We start from the raw sequence: 19968 nt of genomic DNA, 5'->3' as shown, positions 1-19968 counted from the left end.
CCCTGCCTCAGCTCTCCTTGCCGTCGTCCGTACGGGCGGCGCCCTTCGCGCCGCCGGTCGCCTTGCGGGTACGGGTACGGGAACGCGCGGGCGTGGCAACGGACTTCGCGTCGGCCTGAACGTCGGCCTGGGCGTCGCCCTGCTTGGCCGGTGCGGGAGCCGCCGCCTTCTTCGCGGGCCGCTTCGCCGCCTCAGAAGGCGCCTCGGGACGAGCCTCCGCGGGCGCGGCGCCCCCGGCCGGCGCACCCGGCAGAGCCTGCACATCCCCCAGTACCGGCGGCACCGACGCCCCCGGCCGCTCCGGCCGCTCCGGGCGCTCCGGCGCCCCCGGCGCCCCGAACGGCGCCACCCGTACCTCCGGCCGCCTGACCGGCTTGGCCGCCGCCGGCTTCTCGTGTCCGTCCAGCAGGACCAGCGACGCCTGGTACACCACCGACAGGGAGTAGGGCGTGTTGTGCAGCATTCCCCACAGCTTCGACGTCTCGTCGACGTCCATCTGGGTCGGCGTGAAGCGGACCTTCTGCACGGACTCCGCCAGGTCGCTGCCGTCCAGGTACGGCCGCTGCGCCGCCTCCGCGATCAGTTCCTTGGGCAGTACGGGGATTTCGTGCAGCGTGCGCACGACGCTGCCGATCAGGCGCTGCCCGACCAGCTCGGTCTCCTCGCCGTACGCGCTGATCACGTAGTGCAGGTCCAGCGCCGCCGCGGAACGCTTCAGCAGCGTGCCGTCGGGGGCGCGGGTGACCAGGTCGTTGTTGCGCATGGAGGGGTTGTGCGTGACCTGGTAGCAGAAGACGGTGACCGTCGGGTCCGTCGGCGGGTCGGCCGGCGGCTTGCGGGTCTCCACCGAGACGGCCATGTCGATCTCGGGGTGCAGATTGTGTTCGATCAGCAGCGCAAGGGCCTGGGTGACCGTCGCGACGGCGAGTGCGTTGCTCATGAATCCATTCCCCGTGAAGTCCGTGGAGACCGTGAGGTCCGTGAAGTCCGTGCGGTCGTCGTGGCCATGACCGTCAGCTCGTCCTCTCCCCGCGTGCCAGGTAGTCGGCGAGGCTCAGGGCGGGGCCCCGGCGGTCGGCGCGGCCCGCCCGCGCGCCCGTCGCCGGCCGGTCCGGGCCGGCCGCGCTGACCTCCAGCCGCCCGATCTGTACGTGCACGACGCGCTCGGCCGGCCGCTGTCCGCGCCGCCCGGCGGCCGCGGCGCGTGCCGTGTCGCGGGCCTTGGGCACCTCCGTGCGGGGGCGCAGCGCGGGCGTCACGGCGCGCGGGGCGGCGTCCGTTTCCGGGCGGGCGGGCGCGGCTGCCGGCCGGGGCGCTCCCGGCTCCTCCGGACGGCCGGCCGTACGCCGTGCTCCGGAGCGCTGCCCCTCGGGTGCGGCCGGTCGCGGCCCCGGCTCCGGCCGTGTGGCGGGCCGCAGCAGCGGTGCCGCCGGCCGGACGGGCCGCTCGGCGGCGTCCGCGGCGTCCGGGCGCGCGGTCTCGGGCCGCAGTACGGTCGTCTCCCGTTCGATGGTTCTGATCTCCCGCTGGAGGGCGGCCTGTTCGCCCTCGGGCGCGGCGGTCAGGGGTGCGTGCGGGTACCGCGCTGCCGGAGCGTGCGGCTCGGCGGGCGCGCCGCCCAGTGCCTCGATGCGCTCGAAGGGGCCGGGCAGACGCGGCTGTACGAGTGTGCGCGGGGCCGCCGTCACCGTGCGGCCGACGGGCGCGCCCGGCAGTGCGTGCCGCGCCAGCAGCCGGCCGAAGTAGTCGTCAGACATCTGCGCACAGCTCCAGGTAGTAGCGGCGCCGCAGCGGGCTGAGCGCCAGGATCTCGGGCTCGCTCCAGCCGTAGGCCGAGGCGAGCAGGTGGACGTCCAGGAGCACGTCGCGCGCCCAGGCGTCCAGTTCGGTCCACAGGTAGCCGGCGATGTCCAGCTCGGCCGGGGTGGCCGCGCCGCACTCGGGGCAGGTGATGCTGAGCGTCACCTCGGCGCCGGGGTCGGCCTGCTCGACCGCCTCGGCGAACCGTTTCAGTACCGCCTCCGGCAGCCGGGCGCGCTCCTCCTCCGTCGCCGTACGGCCGTCCCGTACCGCGGTGAGCACGCAGCGGGCACCCAGCAGCCGCCGGGCGTCCGCCGCGTCCGTGGCGGCGGCCGCGGCCTCGGTGAGGTCGGCGACGGCGGGCAGCCGGAACGTCACCGACCAGCCGCCCTCGGCGACCCGCAGGCCGTCCTCCGGTGGCGCCGGCCGGATCGCGCCCAGCTCGGCCGCGTCCAGCTCGAACTCCATCGCCGCGCCGCACTCCGGGTCCGCGCACGCCAGCTTGACCTGCATGCGCGCGCCGAAGAGCGCGCGGCGCAGCGCGAACAGGTCGGCGGCCCGCTCCCCGGCCGGCACCGACAGCAGTGCGTCGGTGCCGGCCTCGGGGCGGGCGGCGCGGTGCAGCAGCAGGGCACGGCCGCTGTCCTGCAGGGCCAGCCCGGCCTCCCAGGTGGCCAGCAGCTCAGCGGGCCCGGTGACCGCCATTCCTCACCTCGTCCGGTGGTGCTCGGGTGTCTCTCGTACGGGGTGACTCAGGCGGGGTGCGTGAACGAGGGCTCCTGCGGCTCCTCGACCTCGTAGTCCCGCTCCCAGCCCTCGCACTCCAGCTTCAGGCTCTGGATCGCCACCGCGTTGGCGTTGGCGTCCAGCTCGCCGAGCACCTGGTACTCGCTCGGCCAGGCCCGGTAGATCTTGTGCGAGACGGCGACCTGACCGGCCTCGTTGAGGACCTGGATGACGATGTCCTTGCGGAAGTCCGCGAGCGACACCTCCGAGCCCAGCCCCGCGCCGACCTGCCAGACCTTGTTGGCCCAGCGGTCGAACTCCGGGTCGTGGGTGACCCCGCGCTCCAGGGTGATGCCCTCGAACTCCGAGCGCCCGGGCGACTTGCGCGGCGAGCTGGGGTCGCCGCCGTGCCGGTGCTTGACGACCTCGGTGGTGCGCTTGAGCGGGGATATCTTGCTGATGCCCGCGACCGTCCGACCGTCCCACAGGACCAGGAACTTGAAGTTCTTGTACGGGTCGAAGCGATGGGCGTTGATGGTGAACTCAGCCATCGGATTCCTTCGTTGCCTAGTTCCTTCGCTGACGGATGCGTGGCTAGAGCTCGAACTGTCCGGCCATCTGCTGGATCTTGACGATCACGAACTCCGCGGGCTTGACCGGCGCGATGCCGACGACGACGTTGACGATGCCGTTGTCGATGTCCTCGGCGGTCGTGGTGTCCTTGTCGCACTTGACGAAGTACGCCTCGCGCGGCGTGCCGCCCTTGAAGGCGCCCTGCTGGAAGAGGCCGTGCAGGTACGACGAGGCGTTCAGCCGGATCTGCTGCCACAGCTGCTCGTTGTTGGGCTCGAAGACCACCCACTGCAGGCCGCGCAGCAGGGACTCCTCGACGTGCAGCGCGAGCCGGCGGACCGGTACGTACTTCCACTCGCTGTCCAGCGCGTCGGCGCCCTGCAGCGTGCGGGCGCCCCAGACCACCGGGCCGACCATCGGGAAGGTGCGCAGGCAGTTGACGCCCAGCGGGTTGAGCAGGCCGTTCTCCCGGTCGGTCAGCTTGACCGAGAGGGAGTGCACGCCCGCCAGGCGCGCCTCGGTGCCCGCCGGCGCCTTCCACACGCCGCGCTCGCCGTCGGTACGGGCGATGACGCCCGCGATGGCGCCGGACGGCGGGAAGGTGCGCAGCCGGCCGGTGAGCGGGTCGGTGAGCTGGAGGTGCGGGAAGTACAGCCCGGAGTGGTTGCCGCGGACGGACTCGAAGGCGCCGATGCCGGCCCGCGCGGAGTCCACGGAGACCCAGGTCGAGGGCGCGTCCACGAGGTGGAAGATCCGCCGCTCCTGGCAGAGCCGCTCGGCGGCCGAGAGCACCGTGACCATGTCCTCGGTGTTCTCGTACGCGGACAGCTCCGGCAGCGACAGCAGGTTGACGTCGTCGACGTCGCGCAGCGCCTGCAGGCCGGTCTTGCGTGCCTCGCTGCCGATGATGTCGCGCGGGCCCGGCGCGTCGCCGTCCACGCCGCCGGAGAGCGGGAAGACCGGCGGATTGACCGAGGCCTCCAGGCCCAGGTCGTTGGCGCACTCGCCGACGAACCGCACCACGTCCTCGGGGTCGGCCGACCCGGCGACCACCTGGAGGCGGCGGCCGAAGGCGGTGACCTGGGCGCCCGCGAAGGCGTGCTTGCCGGGGGCGTCCGGCAGCGCGCGCAGCTTGCGCTCCAGGAGGAGGGCGAGCTCGGTGACGGTGCAGGGGGCCTCGCCGTCCTGGTCCGGGTCGTAGAGCGTGAACTCGCGCTCCACCTCGCCGATCTTGACGGTGAGGTCCACGGCCAGGTCGGGCAGCTCGTGCGCGAACGGCTTGGAGACCGTGCCGGAGGGGTCGGGGCGCCCCTCGTCGAGGACCTTGACGCGGATCAGCTGGGAGCCGGCGTTGATCACGGTCTCGGCGTACCGGCCGCTCTCGGGGTCCATGGACAGGTTGCCGTAGGACTCGCGGGCGGTGCCCTTGGCGTCGAGGACCTGGAGGTTGAACGTCTCCTCGCAGGCCGTGGTGTCGTGGTCCACGGCCACGCGCAGGCCGTCGCCCCAGATGCCGGGCTCCTTGGCGTGCACCTCCAGCACCGGGCACTCGCTGTGCCCCTCGGTGGACTCCAGGGTGACGCATGCCTCTTCGCCGGTGCCCGCCTTGACGGCCCGGACGATCACGGCGACGGTGCCGCCGTTGCCGAAGAACTGGTGCACGGCGTAGCTGAGCGGGCTCTTCGAGGTCAGCCCGCCGAAGCGGCGCTCGAAGTCGGCGAAGCTGGTGACGCGCACCGGGTGGTTGAGCGGACCGCGGCGAGTGTGTCCCACGAAGGCGGTCACCGAGGTGGTGACGGTGGCGATGGTACGGACGCTGCTGGGAAGCTCTTCGACGTAGACGCCGGGATAGGTCGCGTTTGTCGGCATTCCCCCTCCAATCCCTTCAGGCACCGAGTAAGAGGCACCAAGAGGGAGGTGGGGAGGAGGTGGCCAAGCCGACGCCACCGCGCCCCTACGCGGCCGCGCACTGCTCATCAGTTCTCCCCCGTCCGCCCCGGTGAGTTTCGGTCTTCCGGGACCAGGCCGCCGCTTGTGGCGCCGGCCTGTGACTCCTGATGCGTAAGTGCACAACGCAGTCTCCAAGGCCGCCAGTTGGAGGGTCAAGGACGCGTTCCGGTCAGCTTTTGCGAAGGAGTTGTGAGGGCGATCGCGGCCCGGTGAGCGGGCGGCTGCGGTGGGTGGCGGGGGCGTACCGCCCGTGAGCGGGTCGCCCCGGTGCATACCGGGCGCCGGTTGCCCGCCGTGCGGGGAGGTCCGGCAGCGGAGGGGTGTACTCCGTGTGAGGAGGTGGTGCGGGCCACCGTCGAGATCCGGCCGAGTGCGGCCGGCCGGTGTGACGCGCACCTCCGTCCGCGTGATCTGTGACAGTAATCACCGCCGCAGTGTGATCTGTGATTTAGGAGGGCCGCTGCCGCGGGGATAACCTGCGAGACGGACCTGCCGCGTACTGGCTGACGATGTACGCCCTTGCTGTGACTGCGTTGTCACCCTGCCTTCGCGGCACGCCCGCGCAGACAACGAATCCGCGATCACCACGACTCGCGGGCTACTTGATTAGCAAAGGGACGGACGCGCGTGGACCTGTTCGAGTACCAGGCGAGGGACCTCTTCGCCAAGCACGGTGTACCGGTGCTGGCCGGTGAAGTCATTGACACGCCTGAGGCGGCCCGCGAGGCGACCGAGCGGCTGGGCGGCAAGTCTGTCGTCAAGGCCCAGGTGAAGGTCGGCGGCCGCGGCAAGGCCGGTGGCGTGAAGCTGGCCGCCACCCCGGATGAGGCCGTCGCCCGGGCGACGGACATCCTCGGGATGGACATCAAGGGCCACACGGTCCACAAGGTGATGATCGCGGAGACCGCTCCGGAAATCCTCGAGGAGTACTACGTCTCGTACCTCCTCGACCGCACCAACCGCACCTTCCTGGCCATGGCCTCGGTGCAGGGCGGCATGGACATCGAGGAGGTCGCGGAGAAGACCCCCGAGGCCCTCGCGAAGGTCCCGGTCGACTCCATCGAGGGTGTGACCATCGAGAAGGCCCGCGCGATCGTCGCCCAGGCGAAGTTCCCGGCCGAGGTCGCCGAGAAGGTCGCCGAGGTCATGGTGACCCTGTGGGACACCTTCGTGGCCGAGGACGCGCTCCTCGTCGAGGTCAACCCGCTGGCCAAGGTCGCCTCCGGCGACATCCTGGCGCTGGACGGCAAGGTGTCCCTGGACGCCAACGCCGAGTTCCGCCAGCCGGAGCACGAGGCCCTGGAGGACAAGGCCGCAGCCAACCCGCTCGAGGCTGCCGCCAAGGCCAAGGGTCTGAACTACGTCAAGCTCGACGGCCAGGTCGGCATCATCGGCAACGGCGCGGGTCTCGTCATGAGCACCCTGGACGTCGTCGCGTACGCCGGTGAGAAGCACTCCGGCGTCAAGCCCGCCAACTTCCTCGACATCGGTGGCGGCGCCTCCGCCGAGGTCATGGCGAACGGCCTGGAGATCATCCTCGGCGACCCGGACGTCAAGTCCGTGTTCGTCAACGTCTTCGGTGGCATCACCGCCTGCGACGAGGTCGCCAACGGCATCGTGCAGGCCCTGGAGCTGCTGAAGTCCAAGGGCGAGGACGTCAACAAGCCGCTGGTCGTGCGCCTCGACGGCAACAACGCGGAGCTGGGTCGCAAGATCCTGTCCGACGCCAACCACCCGCTCGTGCAGCGCGTGGACACCATGGACGGCGCGGCCGACAAGGCCGCCGAGCTCGCGGCCGCGAAGTAAGGGAAGAGGGACTCCAGAACAATGGCTATCTTCCTCAACAAGGACAGCAAGGTCATCGTCCAGGGCATGACCGGTGCCACGGGCATGAAGCACACCAAGCTCATGCTGGGTGACGGCACGAACATCGTCGGCGGCGTGAACCCGCGCAAGGCCGGCACCAACGTCGACATCGACGGCACCGAGATCCCCGTCTTCGGCACGGTCGCCGAGGCCATGGAGAAGACCGGCGCCAACGTGTCCGTCCTCTTCGTGCCGCCGGCCTTCTCCAAGGCCGCCGTCATCGAGGCCATCGACGCCGAGATCCCGCTCGCCGTCGTGATCACCGAGGGCATCGCCGTCCACGACTCCGCCGCCTTCTGGGCGTACGCGAAGGCGAAGGGCAACAAGACCCGCATCATCGGCCCGAACTGCCCCGGTCTCATCACCCCGGGCCAGTCCAACGCCGGCATCATCCCGGGCGACATCACGAAGCCGGGCCGCATCGGCCTGGTCTCGAAGTCCGGCACGCTGACGTACCAGATGATGTACGAGCTCCGTGACATCGGCTTCTCGTCGGCCGTCGGCATCGGTGGCGACCCGGTCATCGGCACCACCCACATCGACGCCCTCGAGGCGTTCGAGGCGGACCCCGACACCGACCTGATCGTCATGATCGGTGAGATCGGCGGCGACGCCGAGGAGCGTGCGGCCGACTACATCAAGGCCAACGTCACCAAGCCGGTCGTCGGCTACGTCGCGGGCTTCACCGCGCCCGAGGGCAAGACCATGGGCCACGCCGGCGCCATCGTCTCCGGCTCCTCCGGCACCGCCCAGGCGAAGAAGGAGGCCCTCGAGGCCGCCGGTGTCAAGGTCGGCAAGACCCCGACCGAGACCGCCGAGCTCGCCCGCGAGCTGCTCGCCGGCTGACTCCGGCGCGGCGCGGCGCTGCGTCCCTGACATGGCGTGCGCGTAGCTTTTCCGAGCGCGGACCCGTACTCCCTTGGGGGGTGTACGGGTCCGCGTTCGTCTGTGTCCGGCCGCGCGTCAGGGGCGGTGCTGCGGGTCGTGCTCGGCGTGCGCGTCGCCGGCCGGGCCCGCGGGCACGCCGGGCCGCGCGGGTGGCGGGACGTACCGCTCGCCGGTCCCCGCCCACAAGGAGGCGGCCGTGACCGCCACGATCAGCCCGGTCAGCCCGATCGCGCTGCGCGTCATCCGCCGGGTGCTGCGCTCGCTGCCGGTCCGTACGGCACGGGCGTTCGCCGTCCGTACCGGGTGCGCCGCCGCCAGCCGTGCCAGCCGCTCGCACAGGATCTCCCGCTGCCGGGCCGGTGGCTGGCCCGCCAGCCCCAGCTCCGGCAGCCGCCCGGCCAGCGCCTCGCGGGCGTGCGTCAGCCGCCCGTGCGCGGCCGGCGTGCTCGCCTCGATCTCGGCCGCGGTCTCGGGCAGCTCCAGGCCGACGGCGTCGTGGAGCAGCAGGGCGCGGCGGTAGGGAGCGGGCAGCCGCAGCAGCGCGGCCAGCAGCGGATCGGGCCGCCCGCTGCCCGACCCCTTCGCGGGGGACCGGAAGGTGCTGGGGCGGAAACGGTGCCAGGGGGAGAGCGCGTACTCGTGTGCCGCGGCCCGCACCCAGCCGGCCGGGTCGTGGTCCCGGGCCACCTCCGGCCAGCGCTGCCAGGCCAGCTGGAACCCCCACTCGACCGCCTCGCGGGAGAGCTGCGGCCGCCCGGTGAGCAGGAACGCCTGCCGGGCGAGCGCCGGGGCGTGCCGGACGTACAGCGCGTCGAAGGCGGCCGCGGGTGACGGTACGTCAGCCGGGCCGGCGCCCTTCCCGGGCGAGTCGGGCTGCTGGGACTTTCGGGCTGTCCGGGTTGTAAATCCCATAAACGTATCTTGGGCGACACGTCCGGTATTCGCCCGCTGCGTGGTGGAAACGGGTGTTGTTGGCAGCATGGCGGCGTGAGCCAGATGACCGACAACGGCCCGACGGCGGCCACGCCGGGCGGGGCCGCTGCGCCGCCCGCCACCACGACCGGCGGCGCGTTCCTCGTGGGGGTGGTCACCGCCGGGCTGGGCCTCGGCGTCTGCACCGTCTCCGTCCTCCTCCTGTGGATCGTCGCGCCCGCGCCGGTCGCCGGCAGCCCCTCCGCCGCGCTGCACATCGCCGCCGACCTGTGGCTGCTCGCGCACGGCGCCGACCTCGTACGCACGGCCGGGCCCGGCGCGGCAGCCGTACCGGTGGGCGTGACGCCACTGCTCCTCGTCGCCGTGCCCGTATGGCTGCTGTACCGGTGCGCCCAGCGCGCCCTGTCGGCGGCGGACGGCGGGCCGCGGCGGCACCGGCGCGGCAGCGGACCGCTGCGCCGCCCCGCTTCCCCCGGTGCCGTGCTCGGCCGGTTCCTCGGCGGATACCTGCTGACCGCCGCTGCGGCCGTGGCGTACGCGGCGTCCGGAGCGCTGCGGGTCGCGCCGGCCGGCGCGCTGCTGTGCGTGCCGCTCACCGCGGTGGGCACGGTGGCGGTGGCGGCGGCGCGCACGGTCGGGCTGCGCGCCGTACTGCCGCTGCCCGCGCGGGCCCGCCGGGTCTGGGCCGGGCTGCCGCCCGGTGTCCGCGCGGCGCTCGCCCCGTCCCGGTGCGCCGCCGCGCTGCGCGCCGCGTGCGCGGCCGGCGCGGTGCTGCTCGCCACGGGCGCGCTGCTGGTCCTGACCGGCCTGGTGTGGCACGCGGGCGCCGTGCGCCACGACCTCCTGCACGTCGCACCGGACTGGCCGGGGCGCGGCACGGTCCTGCTGGTCTGCCTCCTGCTGCTGCCGAACGCGGCCGTCTGGGGCGCCGCGTACGCGCTGGGCCCCGGCTTCACGCTCGGCGCCGGCAGCACCGTCGGCCCGCTCGGCGCCGCCGGCTACCCGGCGGGCCTGCCGTCCTTCCCGCTGCTCGGCGCGGTCCCGCCGGAGGCCGCCGGGTCCCCGCTGACCTGGGCGGTGGCCGTCGGTCCCGGCGCGGCGGGAGTGGCCGCCGCGTGGTACGCGGCGCGGCCGGCGCGCGCGGCGGCCGACGCGGTGCGGGAAGCGGCGGAACGGGCCGGGGGAGCGGCGGCCGGGCGGCCCCGGGCGCGGGCGGCCGAGGCCCGGCTGCTGCGCTGGAACCGCCGGGCCACCGCCACGGTCGCGGTGCTCGCGGCGCTGATGTGCGGGGCCGGGGCCGCCGTCCTCGCGGCGGCCGCGGGCGGCGCGCTCGGCACCGCCGCGCTCCGGCACGTCGGCCCGAGCTGGTGGCTCACGGGCGCGGCGGCGGCCGGCTGGACGGCGGCCGTCGCCGTACCGGGCGCACTCGCCCTGCGCGAATGGCACCTGTGGCGCACGCTCGGCCGCTCGTCGCCGAGGAAGCTCCGCTCCTAGCCCCCGTGGTGCTGCTTACTTCTGCTTACTCACTCCTGCACGCTCAGGATCGGCCGCAGCTGCTCGGGGAGGAGGTCCTCGCAGGAGTGCCGGGCCGACTGGGTGAGGGCGTCGTTGACGCAGGTGTAGTAGTCCTTGTACACGAGCTGGAACGTGAAGCCGGCGGCCACGATGCACAGCGCCAGGCACGCCGTGACCAGCCCGCTCAGCGCCGCGGTGGTCTGCGGCCGGCTGCTGCCCTGGGCCGCGGGCGCGCCCGTGTTGCCGGCGGTCGCGTGCGGCGGGCCCGCCGTCGGCGTGACGTCGTCGTGCGACGGCCCGCCGCTCCCGATGTCCGCCGCCGTGGCCTTGGCGCCCTCCGGCTTGCCCTGGCCCGGCTTGCCCGCGCGCGGCTTGGCGCGCAGCGCGCTGATGCCCCAGTACAGCGCCAGCGCGCCGAGCAGCAGGGCGATCTCCGGGAGGCTGAAGAGGGAGAAGAAGAACGCCCACATGCCCGACAGGAGGGCGTAGCGCGCCCGCCGCTGGGCCGGGTCGGTCGGGTCCCAGCGCAGCCCGGTCTGGCCGGGGCCGCCGGAGCCGCCCTGGCCTTCCGGGCCGCCGCGTCCGGGGCGGCTGCCGAATCCGCCGCCCTGGCGCCCGGGCTGCTGGCTGCTCCACTGGTTGCCCCAGGCGTGCCGGCCGTCGTGCTCGCCGGAGGAGCCCGAGGAGCTCTCGGAGCCGTCCTTGGAGTCCCCGGACCCGGAGGACCCGGAGTCCCCGGAGTCCTCGGGATGTCCCGAGTGCGCGTGGCGGGGGCGCCATTCGCGGTCGGGCGTCCCGGCCGGCGGCGCGGCGAAGGGGTTGTCCCGGTCCCGGTCACGGCCGTCCGTGCCGCCGCCCGCCGCACCTCGGTCGCTTCCTGGAGTGCCCTCCGAGGAGGACGACGGCTTGCGCTCGCGCGGCAGCAGCACCGCCGCCCCAGGGGCGGTGGCGGGCTGGGGGCACCTCCCAGCGGTAGCTGGGGGAGGGAGAACGAGGGCCGCCCGGCGGCGTCGGTCCGTCATCTGAGGTGCGTCTTCCCCTTGTCTCGTCCGTTCGCCGGGCCGTCCGTCCGGCGGCGGGTTCAGCTCGAATCACACGCGGTCAGCAGAGATCACATGTGGTCTTACGCCCGACGCTACCTGTCGCGTCCGCCCCCGTCCCGTGGGGGCCGCGCGGAGTGCCGGTATCGTTGCTGACGGTCGGCGCCTTCGTAGGGTTCCCCGGATTTCCGGTACCCATGGCCTTGTACGACCACACAAAGCTCGCGAGACCGAGAAAGAACCGCCGTGGCTTCCTCCCCACTCACCGTCCCGCCACCTGCCCGACCCGGCCGCCCGGCCCGGATCGTCGCGCTGGTGTCCGGTTCCGGCACCAATCTCCAGGCGCTGCTGGACGCCATCGCCGAGCAGGGCGCGGACGCGTACGGCGCCGAGATCGTGGCCGTCGGCGCCGACCGGGAGGCCATCGCCGGCCTGGAGCGCGCCGAGCGCGCCGGGCTGCCGGTCTTCGTCTGCCGGGTCAAGGACCACGCCGACCGCGCTGCGTGGGACCTGGCGCTCACCGAGGCGACCGCCGCGTACGAGCCGGACCTCGTCGTCTCGGCGGGCTTCATGAAGATCCTGGGCAAGGAGTTCCTGGCCCGGTACGGCGGCCGCGTGGTGAACACCCACCCCGCGCTGCTGCCCAGCTTTCCCGGTGCCCACGGCGTCCGCGACGCGCTCGCGTACGGCGCGAAGGTCACCGGTTGCACCGTCCACTTCGTCGACGACGGCGTCGACACCGGTCCGGTCATCGCCCAGGGCGTGGTCGAGGTCCGGGACGAGGACGACGAATCCGCGCTGCACGAGCGGATCAAGGAAGTCGAGCGTTCGCTGCTCGTCGATGTCGTGGGGCGTCTGGCCCGTAACGGCTACCGCACTGAGGGACGAAAGGTAGTTATCCCGTGACCGAGACCGCCGAAGGTACCAAGCGGCCCATCCGCCGCGCGCTGGTCAGCGTCTACGACAAGACCGGGCTGGAAGAGCTGGCGAAGGGGCTGCACGCGGCGGGCGTCCAGCTCGTGTCCACCGGCTCCACCGCGGGGAAGATCGCGGCGGCCGGCGTCCCCGTGACCAAGGTCGAGGAGCTGACCGGCTTCCCCGAGTGCCTTGACGGGCGCGTGAAGACGCTGCACCCGAAGGTGCACGCGGGCATCCTCGCCGACCTGCGCCTGCCGGACCACCAGCAGCAGCTCGCCGACCTGGGCGTCGAGCCGTTCGACCTGGTGATCGTGAACCTCTACCCGTTCGCCGCGACCGTCGCCTCCGGCGCGACCCCGGACGAGTGCGTCGAGCAGATCGACATCGGCGGCCCGTCGATGGTCCGCGCCGCCGCCAAGAACCACCCGTCGGTGGCCGTCGTCGTGAACCCGCGGCGTTACGAGGACGTGCTCGCCGCCGCCTCCGAGGGCGGCTTCGACCTCCTCACCCGTAAGCGGCTGGCCGCCGAGGCGTTCCAGCACACCGCCGCGTACGACGTGGCCGTCGCCTCCTGGTTCGCCGACGACTACGCCGCCGCGGACGACAGCGGCTTCCCGTCCTTCACCGGCGCCACGTACGCGCGCAAGAACGTCCTGCGGTACGGCGAGAACCCGCACCAGGGCGCCGCGCTGTACGTGGACGGCAAGGGCGGCCTCGCCGACGCCGAGCAGCTGCACGGCAAGGAGATGTCGTACAACAACTACACGGACACGGACGCCGCGCGCCGTGCCGCGTACGACCACGCCGAGCCCTGCGTCGCGATCATCAAGCACGCCAACCCCTGCGGCATCGCGATCGGCGCGGACGTCGCCGAGGCGCACCGCCGCGCCCACGAGTGCGACCCGCTGTCCGCCTTCGGCGGCGTGATCGCGGTCAACCGCCCGGTCAGCAAGGCGATGGCCGAGCAGGTCGCGGAGATCTTCACCGAGGTCATCGTCGCGCCGGACTACGAGGACGGTGCGCTGGAGGCCCTCACCAAGAAGAAGAACATCCGCGTGCTGCGCGCCCCCGAGGCCCCGGCCAACCCCGTCGAGGTCAAGGCCATCGACGGCGGCGCGCTGCTCCAGGTCACCGACCGCCTGCAGGCCGACGGCGACGACCCGGCCAACTGGACGCTCGCCACCGGCGAGGCGCTCTCCGCCGACGAGCTGGCCGAGCTGGCCTTCGCCTGGCGCGCCTCCCGCGCCGTGAAGTCCAACGCGATCCTGCTCGCCAAGGGCGGCGCGACGGTCGGCGTCGGCATGGGCCAGGTCAACCGCGTCGACTCCGCGAAGCTCGCGGTGCAGCGCGCGGGCGAGGAGCGGGCGCGCGGTGCGTACGCCGCCTCCGACGCGTTCTTCCCCTTCCCCGACGGCCTGGAGGTCCTCACCGAGGCCGGCGTGAAGGCCGTCGCCCAGCCGGGCGGCTCGGTCCGCGACGAGCAGGTCATCGAGGCCGCCAAGAAGGCCGGCGTCACGATGTACTTCACGGGCACGCGCCACTTCTTCCACTGAGCCACGCGCTCGCCCGAACGGCGAAGGCCCCCACTCGCACACCGCGAGCGGGGGCCTTCGCCGTACGGGGCGCCCCGCGACGGGGGCGCCTCCGGGTTACTTCTTGATCACCACGGTGCCGGCGGCACGGTCGTGCCAGCCCTGCAGCTTCCCGGTGTTGTCGAAGAACGGCGACAGGTAGGTCAGCAGCATGCCGATGTAGCAGATGAAGGCACCGACCATCGGAATGATGTAGCGGATGAAGCCCGCGCCGACGCCGGGGGCGCCGCCGGTGGACTCCTTGACGACGCGCAGGCCGAGCGCCATCTTGCCGAAGGTGGCGCCCTTGATGCCGATCATCAGCCACTCGTAGAGCAGCATGAAGAGGGCGAAGATGCCCAGGAAGCCGAACATGACGGCGACACCACTGCTGGCCTGAGCGGCCGCCTGGTTCATGCAGGCGTCGTAACCCGGGTCCATGTAGCTGCCGCAGTCGTCGGCGGCGTTGCCGGCGATGCCGATGACGCTGCCCAGACCCGCGATCATGGCGATCGTCATGATCACACCGATGATCACGCCGTCCAGCAGCCGCGCCAGGAAGCGCTGGCCCATCGTCGCGAGCAGCACCGGCCCGCTGACGAGGTTGATGTAGCCGTTGTTGGCCTGGACGGCGCTGCCGGCGGGCTGCTGGCCGTACGCGGCCTGCTGGCCGTAAGGCTGCTGCGGCGGGACGCCCGGGGCCTGCTGCGGGTAGCCGTAGCCCTGCTGCGGGGGGACGCCCTGGGGGGCCTGCTGGGGGTAGCCGTAGCCGGGCTGGCCCTGCGGGGGCTGGGGCGGCTGCTGGCCGTAGGGGTTGTTCGGGTCGCCGGCGGGCGGCGGAGGGTAGCTCACGTAAGGCTTCCTTCGGGCGGGGACGTGGCGGGCCGACGGTTACTACGGGAAGTCACCGGACCGCCCCCGCGGCGCGCCGCGTGAGCTGTGAAGAGTGCTTGGTGTTCTCCCCCGAGCGTGCCGCCGTCGCATTCGGCCCCTCCTGCGAATGCGGCACGTGTCGCAACATCGTGAAGTCCGGATAAAGACTTTGTCCAGCGGAGGAGGGACCCTAGTCCCCAGGTGATCCCGATATGTGCTGTTCCTGTTACCGAGATTGGACAGCTCTGTCGTCCGTTTGCGACAACCACCGTGCCTCTACGCGCGTCGACCCTCGAGCCCGGCCCTGATTGGTACGCCGGCACCGTCATCCGGGAGGATAGGAGGCATGAGCGCCCAGATTCTCGATGGCAAGGCCACCGCCGCCGCGATCAAGTCCGACCTGTCCGCCCGCGTCGCGACGCTGAAGGCGAAGGGTGTCCAGCCGGGTCTGGGCACCATCCTGGTCGGCGAGGACCCCGGCAGCCAGAAGTACGTCGCGGGCAAGCACCGCGACTGCGCCGAGATCGGCGTCTCCTCCATCCAGCGCGAGCTGCCGGCCACCGCGACCCAGGAGGAGATCGAGGCGGCCGTCCGCGAGCTGAACGAGGACCCGGCCTGCACCGGCTACATCGTCCAGCTGCCGCTGCCCAAGGGCATCAACGAGAACCGCGTCCTGGAGCTGATCGACCCGGCCAAGGACGCCGACGGCCTGCACCCGACCAACCTCGGCCGCCTGGTGCTCAACGAGGCGGCCCCGCTGCCCTGCACCCCGAACGGCATCCTGCGGCTGCTGCGCCAGTACGGCGTCGAGATCAAGGGCGCCGAGGTCGTCGTGGTCGGCCGCGGCGTGACCATCGGCCGCTCGATGCCGCTGCTGCTCACCCGCAAGTCCGAGAACGCCACGGTGACCCAGTGCCACACCGGCACCCGGGACCTCGCCAAGCACCTCAAGGAAGCCGACATCATCGTCGCGGCGGCCGGTTCGCCGCACCTGATCAAGCCGGAGTACGTCAAGGAGGGCGCGGCCGTACTGGACGTCGGCGTCAGCCGGGACGAGAACGGCAAGATCGTCGGCGATGTGCACCCGGGCGTGCGCGAGGTGGCCGGCTGGGTCGCCCCCAACCCCGGTGGCGTCGGCCCCATGACCCGCGCCATGCTGCTGGTCAACGTGGTCGAGGCCGCCGAGCGCGCGGCCGGCTGAGCCGCGGCGGGCGACGACCGTACGGACGACAGAAGGGCAGCCAGCGCATGAACGCCGGAGCGCACTCGGACGGGGTGTCCAGGCCGCAGCGCCTCACGCGGCGCTTTCCGCTGATCACGAAGGACACCGCGCGCCCGCAGGGCGGCGGACGCGCCGCGCCCGGTGACGCGCCGGCGCCGGTTCGGCAGTGGCCGCTGCTCACGGTGATCGGCGGCGTCGCGCTCGGGCTGCTGGTCCTCGCCTTCGACGCCTTCCGGGCGGGGACCCTGCTGATCGGGCTGGCGCTGCTGGCCGGGGCCGTACTGCGGCGCGTCCTGCCGTCCGTCGGCATGCTCGCCGTACGGTCGCGCTTCACGGACATGGCGACGTACGGCGTGCTCGGCTTCGTGATCCTGATGCTGGCGCTCATGATCCAGCCCGACCCCTGGCTGTCGCTGCCCTTCCTGGACGACATCGTCCACTTCACGGTCCGTTAGCCACGTCGCTCGGCCCTGCACGTACGCGGGCGGCCTCGTACGCGGGCGGTCTCCTGAGAGTCCCGGGCCTCGCTTGAGAGTCCAGGACTCCGCTCGCGTAAGGGAAGTGAGGGTTCCGCACGTGTCCCGCGTGCGGAGGCGCGTGTCCAAAGCGTGAACGCTTCCATGCGCCTCCTCCACGGGAACTGGCATCCTGACTGAGGGCATCCCAACGGATAGCCGCAGCAGTTCGGGGGGATAGGGGGAGGCAATGCCTCGCTGGAGGGCGCTACCGGAGGAACTCGATCCGCAGGTGCGGGAGTTCGCCGGTCAGTTACGCAGGCAGGTGGAGCGCAGCGGGCTGAGCATATCGGCCGTCGCGGACCGCACGGGTTACAGCAAGACGTCCTGGGAGCGGTATCTCAACGGCCGGCTGCTGCCGCCGCAGCGCGCGGTGGTGGCGCTGGCCGAGGTGACGGGCGCGCACACCGGCCATCTCACGACCATGTGGGAGCTGGCCGAACGGGCCTGGAGCCGTTCGGAGATGCGGCACGACGTCACGATGGAGGCGATCCGCGTGGCCCAGGCGCGGGCCGCGCTGGGCGAGTTCGGCCCGGCGCCGGACGAACCGAAGGGGGGCCTGGGGAAACGGTCGGTGGCCGCGGCGCCGGTTTCCGAGGTGCCGGTTACGGAGGCCTCGGTTCCGGAGGCGTCGGCTCCGGGGGCGTCGGTCCCCGCAGCGCCGGAAGCACCGGCCCCCGGGGCGCCGGCGCTCGCAGACCATGAAGTACCCGAAGCGCTCGCCGCCCCCGAAGCGCCCGCCGCGCCGAGAGTGCCGCACCAGCGCGGCGGCCCGTCGGCCGCTGCCCCGCCCTCGGACGGCACCTACTCGGCCCTGGGCGCGCACCCCGCGCCCTCCATGCCGCCGACGGCCGCTCCGCCCGTACCACCGCCCGTACAACCGTCCGTACCGCCGCCCCTGTCACCGTCCGACGTGCCGCACGCCGGGCCCGACCCGGAGCGTCGCCGGCGCATCACGATGTTCGTGACCGGCGTCGTCGGGGCGCTGCTGCTGATCGCGGCTGCCGTGCTGCTGCTCGGCGGCGGGGACGGCGGGCAGCGGGCGAAGCCCGCGCCCGCGCCCACGAAGTCGCAGGCGCCCGCCCTGCCGGCCGGCGTGAAGTGCAGCGGCGCCGGCTGCACGGGCAAGGACCCCGAGGAGATGGGCTGCGGGGGCAAGCACGCCACGACCCCGTCCCGGGGCGTGATGGGCGGCGCGGTGATCGAGGTCCGGTACAGCAAGGTCTGCGGCGCCGCCTGGGCCCGGGTCACGGGCGCCGCGCAGGGCGATCGCGCCACCGTCACCTCCGGCGGGCGTACGGAGCAGGCGAAGGCGGGCCGGGACGGCGCGGCGTACACCGCGATGGTGCGGGTCAGCGGCGCTCCGGAGAAGGTCAGGGCGTGCGGCACGACGAACGCGGGCTATCAGAGCTGCACCGAACCGGAAGCCGCGCCGGCCACCGGATCGGCCCCGGCCACCGGGCCCTGACCGGGCTCTGACCGCGCCCGGCGCGGTCCGCTCCGGTCCATTCGGGGGGTACGCGGAACCGGGGGGCATGACCCGGCCGGAACGGGGCAGGCGACCGGTCGACCCCCCCACGGGTGTGGCACCACCCGGCGGCCGCTCGCGCTCCCCTCCTTGTCGCGGGCGGCCGCTCTCCGTCCGCCGGGGGCCAGCCGCGCGCCTTCGGGCGGGTGGCGGCTGACCTGCGGCGTGACGGCCGGTGAGGAGTCACACACCGGCCTGTCACCGGTGGCACGCCGCCGTCCGATAGCCTGACGCCGGGTCTCTTGATACCGAGATACATCAAGGGGCTCCGTATACATGGGCAGGGACACCCACCGCCCACCGCATCCATGGTGGCTCTGGGGCTCGCCCCCAGAAAAAAACACGCCGCAGGAGATCGCCATGACCCGCACTCCCGTCAATGTCACCATCACCGGCGCCGCCGGCCAGATCGGCTACGCACTCCTCTTCCGCATCGCTTCCGGCCACCTCCTCGGTGCCGACGTGCCGGTCAAGCTGCGCCTTCTGGAGATCCCGCAGGGCCTGAAGGCCGCCGAGGGCACCGCGATGGAGCTCGACGACTGTGCCTTCCCGCTGCTCCAGGGCATCGAGATCACCGACGACCCGAACGTCGCCTTCGACGGCGCGAACGTCGCCCTGCTGGTCGGCGCCCGCCCCCGTACCAAGGGCATGGAGCGCGGTGACCTGCTGGAGGCCAACGGCGGCATCTTCAAGCCGCAGGGCAAGGCCATCAACGACCACGCGGCGGACGACATCAAGGTCCTGGTCGTCGGCAACCCGGCCAACACCAACGCGCTGATCGCCCAGGCCGCCGCCCCGGACGTACCGGCCGAGCGCTTCACCGCGATGACCCGCCTGGACCACAACCGTGCGCTCTCGCAGCTCTCGAAGAAGACCGGCGTGCCGGTCTCCGAGATCCGCAAGCTCACGATCTGGGGCAACCACTCCGCCACCCAGTACCCGGACATCTTCCACGCCGAGGTGGCCGGCAAGAACGCCGCCGAGGTCGTCAACGACGAGCAGTGGCTGGCCGACGACTTCATCCCGACCGTCGCCAAGCGCGGTGCGGCGATCATCGAGGCCCGTGGCGCCTCCTCGGCCGCCTCGGCCGCGAACGCCGCCATCGACCACGTCCACACCTGGGTGAACGGCACCGCCGCCGGCGACTGGACCTCGATGGGCATCCCGTCGGACGGCTCCTACGGCGTCCCGGAGGGCATCATCTCCTCCTTCCCGGTCACCACCAAGGACGGCAAGTACGAGATCGTCCAGGGCCTGGAGATCAGCGACTTCTCGCGGACCCGCATCGACGCCTCGGTGCAGGAGCTCGTCGAGGAGCGCGACGCGGTCCGCGGCCTGGGCCTGATCTGATCTGATCTGATCCCTCAAGGCAACAGGGAGCCCGTACGGCTCACCCTCTCGGGTGAGCCGTACGGGCTCTTCCGTCGGGACGTGGCTGCTGCCGGCGCCGCGCCAGCTCCCGTACCGACGACGAGCGCTCCACGCGCAGCGAGTGGACCCGGGCCGCGTCCAGGCCGGAGCGCAGCCGGGCCGCGGAGCTCGTCGGCATACGGCCCGAACGCGCGGTGTCACCCTGCAGCTGGGAACGCAAGGCGCTGACCCGTGCCGTGTGGCCGTTCAGTTGACCGGGCGTCATGTGGGACACGGGCGCGTGGGTGGCGGCCAGCACGGTGGCGGGGTGCGTGGGAAGAGGCGCGGCACCGCTGCCCTTGCTGCGCGCGGGGTCGATACCGACCGAGCGGAGCGCCGCGGCCTCGGCCCGCCGCCGGTCACCGGTGATTGGCCGTTGCCGCGTACTCGCCCGCGAGGAGGACTGGTACCGCCTCTCCGCCGGTGTCATACGAGTGCGCCAGGTGACCGTCCCCGAATACTCGTTCACGTAAATGTCGACCTTGGCGCGCAGGGACCGCTCACGTGGAGACCGCTCGCGCGCTGCCGCTGCCCGCTCCCGCTCCCTCCGGTCGCGTTCCTGGTGTCCGAGTCGCCTGCCGGCCGTCCGGTCGTCCTCGGGCCGGTATCCGTACGAAGCCATGAGACCCCTCCTCCGTGG

General features: G+C 72.8%; 18 protein-coding genes. 9 read left to right on the top strand and 9 right to left on the bottom strand.

Features of this window, described 5'->3' with window-relative positions; genetic code table 11:
• Nucleotides 1-7: 7 nt before the first annotated feature.
• The 5 genes from ACZ4MH_RS10365 to ACZ4MH_RS10345 form a co-directional block, all read right to left on the bottom strand.
• Nucleotides 8-940 carry a Pvc16 family protein gene (locus ACZ4MH_RS10365; protein WP_351601709.1) on the bottom strand — a complete coding sequence of 311 codons (933 nt, stop codon included), beginning with the start codon at nucleotides 938-940 and terminating at the stop codon, nucleotides 8-10.
• A 73-nt stretch (nucleotides 941-1013) separates the two neighbouring features.
• The gene (locus ACZ4MH_RS10360) at nucleotides 1014-1757 is read right to left on the bottom strand and encodes a hypothetical protein (RefSeq protein ID WP_467754454.1); all 744 of its coding nucleotides are present in this window, start codon (nucleotides 1755-1757) and stop codon (nucleotides 1014-1016) included.
• Nucleotides 1750-2505: a T4 family baseplate hub assembly chaperone gene (locus ACZ4MH_RS10355; protein WP_351601407.1), complete on the bottom strand. Its 756-nt coding sequence runs from the start codon at nucleotides 2503-2505 to the stop codon at nucleotides 1750-1752. The genes ACZ4MH_RS10360 and ACZ4MH_RS10355 overlap by 8 nt, the downstream gene beginning before the upstream one ends.
• A 47-nt stretch (nucleotides 2506-2552) precedes the next feature.
• Nucleotides 2553-3077 (bottom strand): phage tail protein, encoded by a 525-nt coding sequence (locus tag ACZ4MH_RS10350; RefSeq protein WP_351601404.1) that lies wholly within the window; start codon nucleotides 3075-3077, stop codon nucleotides 2553-2555.
• 43 nt (nucleotides 3078-3120) lie between these two features.
• Complete coding sequence (locus ACZ4MH_RS10345) at nucleotides 3121-4968, bottom strand: phage tail sheath C-terminal domain-containing protein (protein ID WP_351601401.1); 1848 nt, start codon at nucleotides 4966-4968, stop codon at nucleotides 3121-3123.
• A gap of 708 nt (nucleotides 4969-5676) precedes the next feature.
• On the opposite strand from ACZ4MH_RS10345, the gene sucC reads away from it, so the two are divergent.
• Together sucC and sucD are read left to right on the top strand one after the other, a co-directional pair.
• Nucleotides 5677-6855, top strand: a complete 1179-nt coding sequence (gene sucC, locus ACZ4MH_RS10340; RefSeq protein ID WP_351601398.1) for an ADP-forming succinate--CoA ligase subunit beta — start codon at nucleotides 5677-5679, stop codon at nucleotides 6853-6855.
• A gap of 21 nt (nucleotides 6856-6876) precedes the next feature.
• Nucleotides 6877-7761: a succinate--CoA ligase subunit alpha gene (sucD, locus tag ACZ4MH_RS10335; RefSeq protein WP_351601395.1), complete on the top strand. Its 885-nt coding sequence runs from the start codon at nucleotides 6877-6879 to the stop codon at nucleotides 7759-7761.
• A gap of 117 nt (nucleotides 7762-7878) precedes the next feature.
• Here the strand turns inward: sucD and ACZ4MH_RS10330 are convergent, their stop codons facing one another.
• Nucleotides 7879-8715 (bottom strand): RNA polymerase sigma factor, encoded by an 837-nt coding sequence (locus tag ACZ4MH_RS10330; protein ID WP_351601392.1) that lies wholly within the window; start codon nucleotides 8713-8715, stop codon nucleotides 7879-7881.
• 84 nt (nucleotides 8716-8799) lie between these two features.
• On the opposite strand from ACZ4MH_RS10330, the gene ACZ4MH_RS10325 reads away from it, so the two are divergent.
• Nucleotides 8800-10230 carry a cell division protein PerM gene (locus tag ACZ4MH_RS10325; RefSeq protein WP_467754473.1) on the top strand — a complete coding sequence of 477 codons (1431 nt, stop codon included), beginning with the start codon at nucleotides 8800-8802 and terminating at the stop codon, nucleotides 10228-10230.
• A 29-nt stretch (nucleotides 10231-10259) separates the two neighbouring features.
• Here the strand turns inward: ACZ4MH_RS10325 and ACZ4MH_RS10320 are convergent, their stop codons facing one another.
• Nucleotides 10260-11273, bottom strand: a complete 1014-nt coding sequence (locus ACZ4MH_RS10320; RefSeq protein WP_467754453.1) for a hypothetical protein — start codon at nucleotides 11271-11273, stop codon at nucleotides 10260-10262.
• A 264-nt stretch (nucleotides 11274-11537) separates the two neighbouring features.
• Between ACZ4MH_RS10320 and purN the strand changes: the two genes are divergently transcribed.
• Complete coding sequence (gene purN / locus ACZ4MH_RS10315; RefSeq protein WP_351599648.1) at nucleotides 11538-12197, top strand: phosphoribosylglycinamide formyltransferase; 660 nt, start codon at nucleotides 11538-11540, stop codon at nucleotides 12195-12197.
• Nucleotides 12194-13762, top strand: a complete 1569-nt coding sequence (purH, locus tag ACZ4MH_RS10310; RefSeq protein ID WP_351599649.1) for a bifunctional phosphoribosylaminoimidazolecarboxamide formyltransferase/IMP cyclohydrolase — start codon at nucleotides 12194-12196, stop codon at nucleotides 13760-13762. The genes purN and purH overlap by 4 nt, the downstream gene beginning before the upstream one ends.
• A 96-nt stretch (nucleotides 13763-13858) precedes the next feature.
• On the opposite strand, the gene ACZ4MH_RS10305 is transcribed toward purH, so the two are convergent.
• A complete protein-coding gene (locus tag ACZ4MH_RS10305) occupies nucleotides 13859-14632 on the bottom strand; it encodes an RDD family protein (protein ID WP_351599650.1) in 774 nt (257 codons plus the stop codon).
• 367 nt (nucleotides 14633-14999) lie between these two features.
• Between ACZ4MH_RS10305 and ACZ4MH_RS10300 the strand changes: the two genes are divergently transcribed.
• From ACZ4MH_RS10300 to ACZ4MH_RS10285, 4 genes are all read left to right on the top strand, one after another.
• The gene (locus ACZ4MH_RS10300; RefSeq protein ID WP_351599651.1) at nucleotides 15000-15854 is read left to right on the top strand and encodes a bifunctional methylenetetrahydrofolate dehydrogenase/methenyltetrahydrofolate cyclohydrolase; all 855 of its coding nucleotides are present in this window, start codon (nucleotides 15000-15002) and stop codon (nucleotides 15852-15854) included.
• Nucleotides 15855-15901: 47 nt separating this feature from the next.
• The gene (locus tag ACZ4MH_RS10295; RefSeq protein ID WP_351599652.1) at nucleotides 15902-16330 is read left to right on the top strand and encodes a DUF3017 domain-containing protein; all 429 of its coding nucleotides are present in this window, start codon (nucleotides 15902-15904) and stop codon (nucleotides 16328-16330) included.
• 250 nt (nucleotides 16331-16580) lie between these two features.
• The gene (locus ACZ4MH_RS10290; protein WP_351599653.1) at nucleotides 16581-17858 is read left to right on the top strand and encodes a helix-turn-helix domain-containing protein; all 1278 of its coding nucleotides are present in this window, start codon (nucleotides 16581-16583) and stop codon (nucleotides 17856-17858) included.
• A gap of 420 nt (nucleotides 17859-18278) precedes the next feature.
• Nucleotides 18279-19268 carry a malate dehydrogenase gene (locus ACZ4MH_RS10285; protein ID WP_351599654.1) on the top strand — a complete coding sequence of 330 codons (990 nt, stop codon included), beginning with the start codon at nucleotides 18279-18281 and terminating at the stop codon, nucleotides 19266-19268.
• Between the two features lie 40 nt (nucleotides 19269-19308).
• Here the strand turns inward: ACZ4MH_RS10285 and ACZ4MH_RS10280 are convergent, their stop codons facing one another.
• The gene (locus tag ACZ4MH_RS10280; RefSeq protein WP_351599655.1) at nucleotides 19309-19950 is read right to left on the bottom strand and encodes a hypothetical protein; all 642 of its coding nucleotides are present in this window, start codon (nucleotides 19948-19950) and stop codon (nucleotides 19309-19311) included.
• Nucleotides 19951-19968: the final 18 nt, after the last annotated feature.

This window comes from Streptomyces sp. NPDC026301 (assembly GCF_055567935.1).
The sequence above is the reverse complement of the archived record's forward strand: the minus strand, read 5'-3'. Positions and strand labels throughout refer to the sequence as shown.